12 protein-coding genes are annotated in these 12,489 nt (G+C 58.5%); 5 read left to right on the plus strand and 7 right to left on the minus strand.

The window, feature by feature from the left end:
* Nucleotides 1–190 precede the first annotated feature (190 nt).
* Nucleotides 191–895 carry a hypothetical protein gene (locus tag AC3IUA_RS26045; RefSeq protein WP_489362484.1) on the plus strand — a complete coding sequence of 235 codons (705 nt, stop codon included), beginning with the start codon at nucleotides 191–193 and terminating at the stop codon, nucleotides 893–895.
* Nucleotides 896–1,081: 186 nt separating this feature from the next.
* On the opposite strand, the gene cyoE is transcribed toward AC3IUA_RS26045, so the two are convergent.
* The 7 genes from cyoE to hmpA all read right to left on the minus strand — a co-directional run bounded on the left by cyoE (nucleotide 1,082) and on the right by hmpA (nucleotide 8,711).
* A complete protein-coding gene (gene cyoE / locus AC3IUA_RS26050; RefSeq protein WP_489357708.1) occupies nucleotides 1,082–1,969 on the minus strand; it encodes a heme o synthase in 888 nt (295 codons plus the stop codon).
* A gap of 10 nt (nucleotides 1,970–1,979) precedes the next feature.
* Complete coding sequence (gene cyoD / locus AC3IUA_RS26055) at nucleotides 1,980–2,318, minus strand: cytochrome o ubiquinol oxidase subunit IV (protein WP_489357709.1); 339 nt, start codon at nucleotides 2,316–2,318, stop codon at nucleotides 1,980–1,982.
* Complete coding sequence (locus tag AC3IUA_RS26060) at nucleotides 2,319–2,945, minus strand: cytochrome o ubiquinol oxidase subunit III (RefSeq protein WP_489357710.1); 627 nt, start codon at nucleotides 2,943–2,945, stop codon at nucleotides 2,319–2,321.
* Between the two features lie 3 nt (nucleotides 2,946–2,948).
* Nucleotides 2,949–4,979 (minus strand): cytochrome o ubiquinol oxidase subunit I, encoded by a 2,031-nt coding sequence (gene cyoB / locus AC3IUA_RS26065; RefSeq protein ID WP_489357711.1) that lies wholly within the window; start codon nucleotides 4,977–4,979, stop codon nucleotides 2,949–2,951.
* Between the two features lie 3 nt (nucleotides 4,980–4,982).
* A complete protein-coding gene (gene cyoA, locus AC3IUA_RS26070; RefSeq protein WP_489357712.1) occupies nucleotides 4,983–5,927 on the minus strand; it encodes a ubiquinol oxidase subunit II in 945 nt (314 codons plus the stop codon).
* A gap of 813 nt (nucleotides 5,928–6,740) precedes the next feature.
* Nucleotides 6,741–7,250, minus strand: coding sequence for a disulfide bond formation protein B (locus tag AC3IUA_RS26075; RefSeq protein ID WP_489357713.1), 510 nt, complete (start codon nucleotides 7,248–7,250; stop codon nucleotides 6,741–6,743).
* 279 nt (nucleotides 7,251–7,529) lie between these two features.
* Nucleotides 7,530–8,711: an NO-inducible flavohemoprotein gene (hmpA, locus tag AC3IUA_RS26080; protein ID WP_489357714.1), complete on the minus strand. Its 1,182-nt coding sequence runs from the start codon at nucleotides 8,709–8,711 to the stop codon at nucleotides 7,530–7,532.
* Between the two features lie 156 nt (nucleotides 8,712–8,867).
* Here hmpA and norR point away from each other — a divergent pair, with 156 nt between their 5' ends.
* The 4 genes from norR to AC3IUA_RS26100 all read left to right on the plus strand — a co-directional run bounded on the left by norR (nucleotide 8,868) and on the right by AC3IUA_RS26100 (nucleotide 12,479).
* Complete coding sequence (gene norR, locus AC3IUA_RS26085; protein WP_489357715.1) at nucleotides 8,868–10,424, plus strand: nitric oxide reductase transcriptional regulator NorR; 1,557 nt, start codon at nucleotides 8,868–8,870, stop codon at nucleotides 10,422–10,424.
* A 157-nt stretch (nucleotides 10,425–10,581) separates the two neighbouring features.
* A complete protein-coding gene (locus AC3IUA_RS26090; RefSeq protein ID WP_489357716.1) occupies nucleotides 10,582–11,484 on the plus strand; it encodes a chemotaxis protein CheV in 903 nt (300 codons plus the stop codon).
* A gap of 3 nt (nucleotides 11,485–11,487) precedes the next feature.
* Complete coding sequence (locus tag AC3IUA_RS26095; RefSeq protein ID WP_489357717.1) at nucleotides 11,488–11,970, plus strand: GNAT family N-acetyltransferase; 483 nt, start codon at nucleotides 11,488–11,490, stop codon at nucleotides 11,968–11,970.
* Between the two features lie 182 nt (nucleotides 11,971–12,152).
* Complete coding sequence (locus tag AC3IUA_RS26100) at nucleotides 12,153–12,479, plus strand: hypothetical protein (RefSeq protein ID WP_489357718.1); 327 nt, start codon at nucleotides 12,153–12,155, stop codon at nucleotides 12,477–12,479.
* Nucleotides 12,480–12,489 lie beyond the last annotated feature (10 nt).

The raw sequence follows: 12,489 nt of genomic DNA on the forward strand, positions 1-12,489 counted from the left end.
TCCAGGTCTGTTCTGCGTGTGGCGATCACTTTGCATCGGGCGCTGCTATCGCTGCAGCGCGAACCTGGCAGCACAGCCGTTAAAAAACCGTCACTCAGGCATGGTTCCTTGACGCCGCTGCACAGCCGCGCTGAAAATGCCCGGCGCTTTTCCCGTCTCAAACCCTGTTAAACGAAGTAGTGAAATTTCAATGCCTGATTCCAACACCGATGAATCCGTAACCAGCTTGTCGTCCAAAGCCGAATACGAAAACGCCATCAATCTTTCGCAGCATGTGCCGCAGGCCAAGACCATCAGTGAAATGGTGCTCGATGCTTTCCACACCTCGAAGGAAAGCGACCAGATTCGTGAGTTACGCAATGCGATTCGCCACGCACATGACCAGTTTGACGACGACAAAGCCTACGACCTGATGGGCGAGCTGAAAAAGCTTAAAGACGCAGAAGCCGCTGACAGCGCGGCGCTGGAAGACTTGAGCACGAAATTTTCCATCAGCCGGATACTCTCCTGCTTCAAGGACGACCCTGAGTTTCAGGAGCTGGTGTACGGCCTGGCGCTGAAGGTGCTGAACCACACCCACCAGGCGGTGAAGGATCCATCCGGCGGCAAAACCAAAACGGCTCGTGCCAAGAAAGAAGTCGAAGTGTTCGTCATCAGCAAAGACGGCGCGAGCGTCACCCTGCCCCTGCGCACACCCCGTTCCAAGCCGAATGTAGACCGTGAAGCCTTCGAGTTCCTCGGTTTTGCGTTTGTCGGCGAAGGTGATCAGGCGGAACTGGAATCCGAGACCTTCATCGACAACGAAGGCGCCGAGCAGCCTGCTACCCGTAAAAGTGTGATCGCCGCCCTGCAGCAGCAGAGCGCGTTCGACGGTTACAGCATCGCTCAGCAGTAACGTCGAAAGATCAAAAGATCGCAGGCTGCGCCAGCTCCTACACCGACCGAGTACACCTGTGAAATTGCAGGAACACGCGGTCCCGTAGGAGCTGGCGCAGGCTGCGATCTTTTGCTTTTAATCGGCGCAATAAAAAGCCCCGCTCTTCATATCGAAGGCGGGGCTTTTTGGTAGCCATGTTCTAGCTCAAGGCGCGTAAGTCAGCAACAACTCACTCGGCACCTGGAAGTCCAGGGACATCATCACGCTCAGGGCCGTGATGGTGAAGATCGAGAACACGAACAGCTTGCGCGCCCAGACTCGGTCATCCACCGCCTTGTAGCCGGTCCAGGCCATGTACAGCCAGTACATGCCCATGGCAGCGGCGACGGCGAGGTAGCTCATGCCGGCGTAGCCACTGAAGGTCAGCATCAAGGTCGCCACGAGGAACGCCAGGATGTAGAGCAGGATGTGCCGCTTGGCCACTTCAATTCCGCGCTTCACAGGCAGCACCGGAATCGATGCGGCCAGGTAATCGTTGAAGCGGAAGATCGCGATGGCGTAGGAATGCGGCATCTGCCACAGGCTGAACATCACCAGCAGCGTCAGCGCAGCCATGTCGAAGCTGTTGCTCACGGCCACGTAGCCGATCACCGGCGGCATGGCGCCCGACAGACTGCCGACCAGCGTGCCGTGAACCGACTTGCGCTTGAGGTACAGGCTGTAGAAGCCGACGTAGATGACGAAACCGATCACTGCGAACAACGCCGCCAACGGGTTGGCCACGCGGTACAGCAGGACCACGCCGGCGATGCCGAGGACAGTCGCGAAAACCAGTGCCAGTTTCAGGGAGATCAGGCCCTGGACCAGCACGCGGTTTTTGGTGCGTTCCATCTTCAGGTCGATGTCGCGGTCGATGCAGTTGTTGAACACGCAACCGGACGCCACCACCAACGAAGTACCAATCATCGCGGCCAGGAAAATGGCGATGTCGACATGCCCTTTCGAAGCCAGGAAAAACCCGCCTGCCACAGAAAGCACGTTACCGAAAATGATCCCCGGTTTGGTGATTTGGATAAAGTGCTTAAAGGACATCCGGAGTTCCTCAGTGCGCCATCATGTTGGTGTGGATGCTGAACATGATCCACAACGACAGGCCGACCAACAGGACGATCACCAGGGCTGCGAAGACGAACGCGATCACGTTGTTACGCTGGGCGGCGGAGCGGTCCAGGTGCAGGAAGTACACCAGGTGAACCAGCACCTGGACCACCGCGAAGGCCAGCACGATCCACAGGGTCACGTCTTTCGGCAGGGATGGGTACATCACCAGGCCGAACGGAATGACGGTCAGGATCACCGACAGGATGAAGCCGATGGCGTAGGACTTTACGCTGCCGTGGTTGGCATCGTGGGCATCGTGGGAATGTGCTGCGTTAGCCATTTACATAGTCCCCATCAGATAAACAACCGTGAATACACAGATCCACACAACGTCCAGGAAGTGCCAGAACAGGCTCAGGCAGCTCAAACGGGTTTTGTTGGTCGACGTCAGGCCGTTTTTCTGCACCTGATACATCATGATCGCCATCCAGATCAGACCGCTGGTCACGTGCAGACCGTGGGTCCCGACCAGGGTGAAGAACCCGGACAGGAAGCCGCTGCGGCTTGGGCCGAAGCCTTCGGCGATCAGTACGTGGAACTCGTTGATCTCCATGGCGATGAAGCCGGCGCCGAACAGGAAGGTCATGCCCAGCCAGCCCAACACCTGGTTCTTCTTGCCCTTGAACAGCGCCAGCATGGCGAAGCCGTAGGTGATCGAACTGAACAGCAGCAGAGCGGTTTCGCCCAGCACGTACGGCAGTTCGAAGATGTCGTGGCCCGACGGGCCACCGGCGACGTTGTTTACCAGTACCGCGTACACCGCGAAGATCGACGCAAACAGAATGCAGTCGGTCATCAGGTAGAGCCAGAAACCGAATACGGTCATCTCGCCCGAGTCGTGGTGATGGTCATCGTGCCCATGTCCATCGACATGGGTGTGTCCAGCATTGGTCACTAAGTTCGACATGGTTTAAGCCTGTTCCAACGAGGTTTCAACACGGGTGGCGGTGGCTGGAACTTTCCCGGCCGCTACCAGACGCTTGTGCTGCTCGGCTTCGATGCGCTCGATCACGTCGACCGGCACCATATAGCCCTGGTCATCACGAGCAGCGTGGATCACGAAGTACACAACAGTGCCGACCAGACCGACGATGGCCAACCACCAGATGTGCCAGATCATTGCGAAACCGAACACGGTCAACAGCGCCCCCATGACCACACCGGTGGCGGTGTTATTTGGCATGTGAATCGGCTCATAGCGGTGTGGAGCCTTGTACGCAGTACCGTTTTCCTTGGCATCGGTGAACGGGTCGATGCACTCGGCTTTCGGCAGCACGGCAAAGTTGTAGAACGGCGGTGGCGACGAGGTCGACCATTCCAGCGTGTGGGCATTCCACGGGTCGCCGTGTTCGCACATGTTCTCGGGCTTGTTGCGATCACGCACGCTCACGTAGAGCTGGATCAGCTGGCAGGCGATACCGACGGCGATCATCACCGCACCGAACATTGCAACGTACAGGTAAGGCACCCACTCAGGGTTGGTGGTGGCGTTCAGACGACGGGTCATGCCCATGAAGCCCAGTACATAGAGCGGCATGAACGCGACGAAGAAGCCGGTGATCCAGAACCAGAACGCTGCCTTGCCCCAGCCTTCGTGCAGCTTGAAGCCGAACGCTTTCGGGAAGTAGAAGGCGAAACCGGCGATATAACCGAACACGGCGCCGCCGATGATCACGTTGTGGAAGTGCGCGATCACGAACAGGCTGTTGTGCAGCACGAAGTCAGCACCCGGAATGGCCAGCAGTACGCCGGTCATGCCGCCGATGGCGAAGGTCACCATGAAGCCCAGGGTCCACAGCACCTGGCTGGTGAAACGCAGACGGCCCTGATAGATGGTGAAGAGCCAGTTGAATAGCTTCACGCCCGTCGGGATCGAAATCAGCATCGTCGCCAGACCGAAGAAGGCGTTGACGCTGGCACCCGACCCCATGGTGAAGAAGTGGTGCAGCCAGACCATGAAGCCCAGGATCGAGATCGCGCCGCTGGCGTAGATCATCGAGTGGTGGCCGAACAGTTTCTTGCCGGAGAAGGTCGAGATGACTTCGGAGAAGATCCCGAATGCCGGCAGAATCAGAATGTAAACCTCAGGGTGACCCCAGGCCCAGAACAGGTTGACGTACATCATCGGATTGCCACCAAGTTCATTGGTGAAGATGTGGAAATCCATGTAACGGTCAAGCGTCAGCAAAGCCAGAGTAGCGGTCAGGATCGGGAACGAAGCGACGATCAGGACGTTGGCCCAGGTGCAGGTCCAGGTGAAGATCGGCATGTCCATCAGCTTCATGCCCGGGGTACGCATTTTCAGCACGGTGGCCAGGAAGTTGACCCCCGTCAGCGTCGTACCTAGCCCGGATAGCTGCAGCGCCCAGATGTAGTAATCCATCCCGACGCCCGGGCTGTATTGCAGGCCCGACAGCGGCGGATAGGCAACCCAGCCGGTCTTGGCGAATTCGCCAACGCCCAGGGACAGGTTGATCAGCACCACGCCGGACACCAGCAGCCAGAAGCTCAGGGAGTTCAGGAACGGGTAGGCAACGTCACGCGCGCCGATCTGCAGCGGCACTGCAAGGTTCATCAGGCCGGTGAAGAATGGCATCGCCATGAAGATGATCATGATCACACCGTGGGCGGTGAAGATCTGGTCATAGTGTTCAGGCGGCAGGTAGCCAGGCGAACCCTCGGTGGCCATGGCCAACTGGGTACGCATCATGATGGCGTCGGCAAAACCACGCAGCAGCATGACCATGGCGACGATGATGTACATCACGCCGATCTTCTTGTGGTCGACCGAGGTCAGCCACTCGGTCCACAGGTAGGTCCACTTCTTGAAATAGGTGATTGCAGCGAACAGCGCCAGACCACCGAGCGCGATCATGGCGATGGTTATCATCACGATCGGTTCGTGGAACGGGACCGCTTCCCAACTTAATTTACCAAACATTGTTTACTCCTCTGCCCCGGCAGCTGAATGCGAACTCATGTCCATCCCTTCCATATGGGCCACTTCTTTCTCTTTCTTCTCGTGGTGCATCGGCTTGCCCGGTTTCATGCCTTCGTACTTGTCGACGATGATCTGGAACAGGTTCGGCGTGAACGAGGAGTAGAGTTCTACTGGGTTGTTCTGGCTTGGTTTGGAAAGGGCTTCGTATTCAGCTTTTTCAAGCTGTTTAGGTGCCTTCTTGACATCACTGACCCAGGCATCGAAATCCGCCTGAGAGGTGGCGATAGCTTTGAACTTCATGCCGGTGAAACCCGCGCCGCTGTAGTTGGCGGAGATACCGTCGAGTTCAGCGTTCTGGTTGGCAATCAGGTGCAGCTTGGTCTGCATGCCCGCCATCGCGTAGATCTGGCCGCCCAGACCCGGGATGAAGAACGAATTCATCACGGTGTCGGAAGTCACCTTGAAGTTGATCGGCGTGTGAGCCGGGAACACGATCTTGTTGACGGTGGCGATGCCTTGCTCGGGATAGATGAACAGCCACTTCCAGTCCATGGCGACCACTTCAATGGTGATCGGCTTGACGTCGGAATCCAGCGGACGATAAGGGTCCAGCGCATGGGTGGAGGTGTAGGTGATGTAACCCAGGGCAATGATGATCAGCACCGGAATGGTCCAGATCGCGATTTCGATCCTGGTGGAGTGCGACCACTTCGGTGTGTAGACGGCGTCCTTGTTGGACGCGCGGTATTTCCAGGCGAACAGGAAGGTCATGAAAATGACCGGCACGACGACCAACAGCATCAGCAGCGTTGCGGTGATGATCAGGTTTCGCTCGTCCAGGCCGACCTGGCCCTTGGGATCGAGCAAGGTCATGTTGCAACCACTCAGCAACAACGTGCCGAGTAGCGGCAATAAGCCTAGGAATCTGGGGTACCTGTTTTTACTCATCTCACGACCTCTAAAGCAGCTTGCGCAATGCAGTTGGGTTTTGATCGCCAACACTTCACCCTGCCAAGGGTTGGCATTTTTCTTGGATTGAATAAGGGCCTGCCCGAAGCGCTAAGCGCTGATCGACAAATCCCGGGTTAGCGGTGAGTTCTTATTCAAATTCTGGGTCAAAGGCCTTTTTACAGACCAATTCCATTTGGTGCGGATAGCTGGAAGGTGCCGACACCTGGGGTCCTATGGAGCTCGCCAACCGCTCCTCGACCGCACTCGTATGCTCAGGGATGAGCAGCGCCGGAAATTCAGTGCGGGCGATTGTAGATATGTAACGTTTTATAAACCATGTCTCATCTCGAAATAATTAATATCGGATCCAGCAACAATCGCTAACCTTTATTGCGCCATTGAGAAAACGTATCGCTTTTCATTCTCAATAATAATCACAAGAAAAGTAGGCCTAATCTGCTCATTTCAGACAGTTTTTCTATCGCGAACGGTTTCTTGATCTCTCCCAAAGCCCGTTAAAACAAGGCCTTCAACAGTTCTCTGAAACCTGTTAAATCTGCCTGATGGGATTTTGCGACTATCGGTAAATCGACAGTAATGCGCGGGCGTTTGATTGGATTCTGTAGCGCGGATTCAAGCTTTTGAAATGTTCTGGCACACCTTGCGTGTGACAACGTGTCGCACATGTTTCGCGCATTTCCTTGAGCAAAATCATGTTCCTTTTTCTGAACCCTGAAATGCAAAACGCCCCGACCCTCACAAGGAGGACCGGGGCGTTTGTGTGTTACTCACCCATGGGGTTGCTGCCCCTTAGCGGAGACTCTTGCGGTTGCGGGAAATGCCCAATGGCACTAACACGATGGTCAGCACAAAGGCCACCAGCGCCCACTGCGCCAGGGACAGGCCCAGCACTGGCGGGTAAGGCGTCGAGCAGAAACCGTCGACCTGGAAGCCCAGCGGGAAGACCGAAGCCAGCGGCAGGCTATCGACGATTGGTTGCAGCACATCGATCCCGCAACTGACCGTCGGGTAGAACTGGGTGTACACATGATGCCCGGCGACGGCGGCGCCAGCGATGGCACTGAGCACCACCAGAACTTCGAGTACGGTAATACTGCGTCGGCTGGGCATCACCGCACCGATAAAGGCGAAGATCGCGATCAGCAACAGGGCATAGCGCTGCAGGATACACAGCGGGCAAGGTGCCTCGCCCAATGCCACTTGCATGTACAGCGCGCCGCCGATCAGCGCCAGGCAGATCAGGCCGAGCAGGACCAGGAATCGTCGCTCGCGTCCCAAACGCAGTGTTTCGTCACTCATCCCCGTATCCCTTTGCTGAAGTGGTGGAAGTCATCGATAGGCTAGTTTACCGCGCAGCGGCAGTGAGGTGGGTTTGCAGGAGGGAATTAACGGCAGGGGCATTAACAGCGGATTAAGCAGGAGAGGTGTGTTGGAGCGGATGACGCCATTGCGGGCAAGCCCGCTCCCACATTAGGACCGCGTCGTACACAGCGTTTGTGTCTGGACGCGGTCGGGTGTGGGAGCGGGCTTGCTCGCGATTTAGACGACGCGGTGAGCCTGACTCACCGCGACTGAGCCTTACTCCAGCGCTGCTGCCGGGCCGAAAAACTCGTAGCGGCTTTGTTTCTCTGGAACGCCCAACGCCTTCAGGTGACGCTTGATCGCGCCCATGAAGCCTTTGGGACCCAGGAAATAAGCGTCCAGATCGCGCTCTTCAGGCAGCCAGTCAGCCAGTTGTTTCTGGCTCAACAGCCCAACCTGGTCCGCCGCCGGGCTGACCCCGTCATCTTCGGCGTAGCAGTAGAAGCGCTTGAGTTGCGGGTGACGCTCGGCCAGGCCATCGACCCAATCGCGGAAGGCGTGAACGCCACCGTTACGCGCGCAGTGGATGAAATGCACCGGGCGCTTGCTCGCCAGTGCCGCTTCCAGCATCGGCAAGGTCGGCGTGATGCCGACTCCGCCGCTGATCAGCACCAGCGGCTTGTCGCTGGCAGTCAGGATGAACTCACCGGCCGGTGGAAACAGCATGATGCTCGCGCCGACATGCAACTGGTCGTGCAGGAAGTTCGAGGCACGGCCACCGACTTCGCGCTTGACGCTGATGCGGTACTGACCGGCGTCTGTCAGAGACGACAACGAATAGTTACGACGAATCTCTTCGCCCTCGAGCATCAGTTTCATGCCGATGTATTGGCCAGGCTCCGCCGCGAGGATCGGGCCTTTGTCTGCCGGCTCGAAGTAGAACGAAGTGATTTCCGAACTCTCCTCGACCCGCGCCACCAATTTGAACTCCCGCTCCCCGCGCCAGCCGCCCGGTGCTTCGGCCTTCTGGTCGTAGATCGCGGTTTCGGCACCGATCAGGATCTCGGCCAACTGGTTATAGGCCGCGCCCCAGGCATTCATGACTTGCGGGGTGGCAATTTCGCTGCCGAGCACTTCAGAGATGGCCCGCAACAGGCAGTTGCCGACGATCGGGTAGTGTTCGGGAAGAATTTGCAGGGCAACGTGCTTGTTGATGATCTTCGCCACCAGATCGCCCAATTGGTCCAACTGGTCAATATGCCGCGCATACATCAGTACACCGTTGGCCAGCGCCCGCGGCTGATCGCCGCTGCTCTGGTGGGCCTGGTTGAACAGCGGGCGCACTTCAGGGTACTCGGAGAGCATCATGCGATAGAAGTGAGTGATCAACGCTTCCCCCCCGCTTTCCAGCAGCGGGACGGTCGATTTGATGATGGCACGGTCTTGAACGCTAAGCATAGGGCGACTCCTGAGCTTTTTTGATTACTAGCTAATTACCCTTTACTTATCAGTTTCCGTGCCAACAATTAAAACCATATAAATCAATGATTTGACAAACAACTAGTCATATCGACAATAACTACCTTATAGTCATCATGACTATATGGAGTCAATATGACTGCGAAATCATTGCTCACCACCCTGCTCCCCCTGGTCTCCGACCTGTCCCGCGAACTGCCGGAGGGTGAACGCTATCGACGCCTGCTCGAAGCCATGCGCGCGTTGCTGCCCTGCGATGCCGCCGCCCTGCTGCGTCTTGATGGCGAATGGCTGGTACCACTGGCGGTGGATGGCCTCAGCCCGGACACCCTGGGCCGACGCTTCAAAGTCAGCGAACATCCGCGCTTCGAGGCGTTGCTCAGCAGCCCGGGGCCGACCCGCTTCGCCAGCGACAGTGACATGCCGGACCCCTATGACGGTTTGGTGGACGGTCTGGACGAGCACCTGGAAGTCCACGATTGCATGGGCTGCCCGCTGTTTATCGATGAACGGCCCTGGGGTCTGCTGACCCTCGATGCGCTGGACCCGCAGCGTTTCCAACCCATCGAACTGGACGCCCTGCAAGCCTTTGCCAGCCTCGCCGCCGCAACGGTGAATGCCGCCGAACGCATGCAACGCCTGGCCCTGCGAGTCGAAGACGAACATCAACGGGCCGAGGTCTACCGCCAGGCCAGCGGCCAGCAGAACAGCGAAATGATCGGCCAAAGCAAAACCCACAAACGCCTGGTGGAAGAGATCAAGCTGGTCGGCGGCAGCGATCTGACGGTGCTGATCACCGGTGAAACCGGGGTCGGCAAGGAACTGGTAGCCCAGGCGATTCATGCCGCCTCGCCGCGCGCCGACAAACCGATCATCAGCCTCAACTGCGCCGCCCTGCCGGAGACTCTGGTGGAAAGCGAACTGTTCGGTCATGTGCGCGGCGCCTTCACCGGCGCAATGAACGACCGCCGCGGCAAGTTCGAACTGGCCAACGGCGGCACGCTGTTTCTCGATGAGGTCGGCGAGTTGTCCCTGACGGTGCAGGCCAAGTTGCTGCGGGTGCTGCAAAGCGGCCAGTTACAACGCCTGGGCTCGGACAAGGAGCATCAGGTCGATGTACGCCTGATCGCCGCGACCAACCGCGACCTGGCCGAAGAAGTGCGCAGCGGCCGTTACCGGGCCGATTTTTACCATCGTCTCAGTGTTTACCCGCTCCTGGTGCCGGCGCTGCGTGATCGCGGTCGGGATGTGTTGCTGCTCAGCGGTTTCTTCCTGGAGCAGAATCGCTCGCGCATGGGCCTCAACAGCCTGCGCCTGACCAGCGATGCCCAGGCGGCGCTGCTGGCTTATGCCTGGCCGGGGAATGTCCGCGAACTCGAACATTTGATTGGCCGCAGCGCGCTGAAGGCGCTGGGCAATTGCAAGGAACGGCCGAAGATCCTCAGCCTCAGTGCGGCCGATCTGGACTTGCCGAATGTCACGGCGCAGGTGCCCGCGCCAGAACCGGCCAACGCTCCCGAGGTGCTAGCCGACGCCGTCGGGGATCTGCGCCAGGCCACCGAGAACTACCAGCGCCAGTTGATCACCGCCTGCCTTGAGCGCCATCAACACAACTGGGCAAGCGCCGCCCGTGAGCTAGGCCTGGACAGGGCGAATCTTGGGCGAATGGCTAAAAGGTTGGGGATGAAGTGATCTCCGGTCGAACTCGATCCCCATGTGGCGAGGGATTCGCGTCGGGCTGGAAAGCAGGGATTAATCCTAAAGCCCGCCTGCAACAAGTCGATAACCCCTTATCGATCGCTGTTCTCGGTGCCGTCACCGCGAACCACCTTTTCCACAGAAGGTTTATATGTCCTCCACCAAAGCCCGCGCAGACTCACTCTCGCTTCTGCTGTTTACCTTGCGCAGTGGCAAGCTGATGGCGATCAATCTGCTGAAAGTCAGTGAAATCATCCCCTGCCCACCACTGACCCGGCTGCCGGAGTCGCACCCCCACGTCAAAGGCATTGCCACCCTGCGTGGCGCCTCGCTGTCGGTGATCGACCTGAGCCGGGCGATTGGTGAAAGGCCGTTGGTCGACCCGGAGGGTGGCTGCCTGATTGTCACCGACGTCAGCCGCTCCAAGCAGGGTCTGCACGTTCAGGCCGTGAGCAAGATCGTGCATTGCCTGACCACTGATATTCGGCCACCGCCCTACGGTGCTGGCGGCGTCAAGTCGTACATCACCGGAGTGACCTCTGTCGACGGGACCCTGGTGCAGGTGCTGGATATCGAGAAAGTCATCCACGGCATCGCTCCGGCGCAAATCGAAACGGCACCGACCGAACTGAGCATGGAAGACGCCGAAGTGCTGGGCAATGCGCGGATTCTCGTAGTCGATGACAGCCAGGTTGCATTGCAACAATCGGTGCATACCCTGCGCAACCTCGGCCTGCAATGCCACACCGCGCGCAGCGCCAGGGAAGCCATCGACTGCCTGCTGGACCTGCAGGGCACCGATCAACAGATCAACCTGATCGTCTCGGACATCGAGATGTCGGAGATGGACGGGTACGCCCTCACCCGTACCCTGCGCGAGACTCCGGACTTCGCCCACCTCTACGTGCTGCTGCACACCTCCCTGGACAGCGCGATGAACAGCGAAAAGGCACGCCTGGCCGGGGCCAACGCGGTGCTGACCAAGTTCTCCTCGCCGGAACTGACCAAATGTCTGATCGAGGCCGCCAAAGCCGTCGCGGCCCAGGGTATCTGAGCCGTGGCCGAGGACTATTGCCTGCTGCTGCGGCGCGACCTCACTGAGGTGTTGTCACCGGTCAACTGGCCGAGCGGCATCAGCCTGACCGAATACCATCCGGCGCTTGCCGAGGCGGTTCACAGGCTGATGGAAATCGGTTATCAGCAAGGTGGCGGGCATGTGCCGGCGCTGGACAGTTGGCGCGAACATTTCGAAACCGATGCCGAGTACGACCCGGCACTGTGCTTTATCGCCTCGGACGCTCAAGGGCTTGTCGGCGTTGCCCAATGCTGGACCAGCGCCTACATCAAGGATCTGGTGGTGCATCCGCGGGCTCGGGGCCAAGGCCTGGGCCGAGCGTTGTTGCTGCATGCGTTCAGGGTGTTCCAGCAGCGCCGGGAAGGTTTTGTCGACCTGAAGGTGCTGGAAGATAACCAGCGGGCGCAGCGTTTGTATGAAAGTGTCGGGATGCGACGGGTGCGCAGAGAACCCGTTCCAGCATAAAGCCGCTAAAAGATCGCAGCCTGTGGCAGCGCCTACACCGACCGAGTCCGGCCACCGATGTACACCGCGACACAATTCCCTGTAGGCGCTGCCGCAGGCTGCGATCCTGGCAGCCTCTGCCACACAGCAGATCCTCTGGCATACTTCCCGTTTCGTCAAAACGCGTCCTGGGGAACCCTGCCATGAAAGTCCTCACCCTACCTCTCATCTGCCTGGCCACTTTCGCCGTGCAGGCTAACGCTTCCAGCTCCGACGCCTGGGAATCTTTCGACCAGGCTGTGCTCGCCAGCTGTAACAAGGCCAGTCATCTCAAGTACGCCAAACCGGTCGGCAAGATCGCCCAGTTCGATGACCGGGTGGGTTACAGCGCGATTCTGCTGCAAGGCCAGTACCCACAAAAGCACATGAAGGGTCAGCCAGGCACCGAACTGTGCCTGTACAACAAAAAAACCAAAACCGCTTATGTCACCGAGTGGGATTCGATCCGCCCTCCCGCCAAAGCCCAGTGACTGGCGCATA

Source organism: Pseudomonas sp. KH_050 (assembly GCF_057838875.1).

Bases quoted from the DNA above. Each gene is read 5' to 3' on its own strand.
- cyoE (WP_489357708.1), bottom strand. From the start codon at position 1,969: ATGTCCTTTAAGCACTTTATCCAAATCACCAAACCGGGGATCATTTTC.
- cyoA (WP_489357712.1), bottom strand. From the start codon at position 5,927: ATGAGTAAAAACAGGTACCCCAGATTCCTAGGCTTATTGCCGCTACTC.
- norR (WP_489357715.1), top strand. From the start codon at position 8,868: ATGACTGCGAAATCATTGCTCACCACCCTGCTCCCCCTGGTCTCCGAC.
- AC3IUA_RS26090 (WP_489357716.1), top strand. From the start codon at position 10,582: ATGTCCTCCACCAAAGCCCGCGCAGACTCACTCTCGCTTCTGCTGTTT.
- cyoB (WP_489357711.1), bottom strand. From the start codon at position 4,979: ATGTTTGGTAAATTAAGTTGGGAAGCGGTCCCGTTCCACGAACCGATC.
- AC3IUA_RS26075 (WP_489357713.1), bottom strand. From the start codon at position 7,250: ATGAGTGACGAAACACTGCGTTTGGGACGCGAGCGACGATTCCTGGTC.
- AC3IUA_RS26100 (WP_489357718.1), top strand. From the start codon at position 12,153: ATGAAAGTCCTCACCCTACCTCTCATCTGCCTGGCCACTTTCGCCGTG.
- hmpA (WP_489357714.1), bottom strand. From the start codon at position 8,711: ATGCTTAGCGTTCAAGACCGTGCCATCATCAAATCGACCGTCCCGCTG.
- cyoD (WP_489357709.1), bottom strand. From the start codon at position 2,318: ATGGCTAACGCAGCACATTCCCACGATGCCCACGATGCCAACCACGGC.
- AC3IUA_RS26060 (WP_489357710.1), bottom strand. From the start codon at position 2,945: ATGTCGAACTTAGTGACCAATGCTGGACACACCCATGTCGATGGACAT.
- AC3IUA_RS26045 (WP_489362484.1), top strand. From the start codon at position 191: ATGCCTGATTCCAACACCGATGAATCCGTAACCAGCTTGTCGTCCAAA.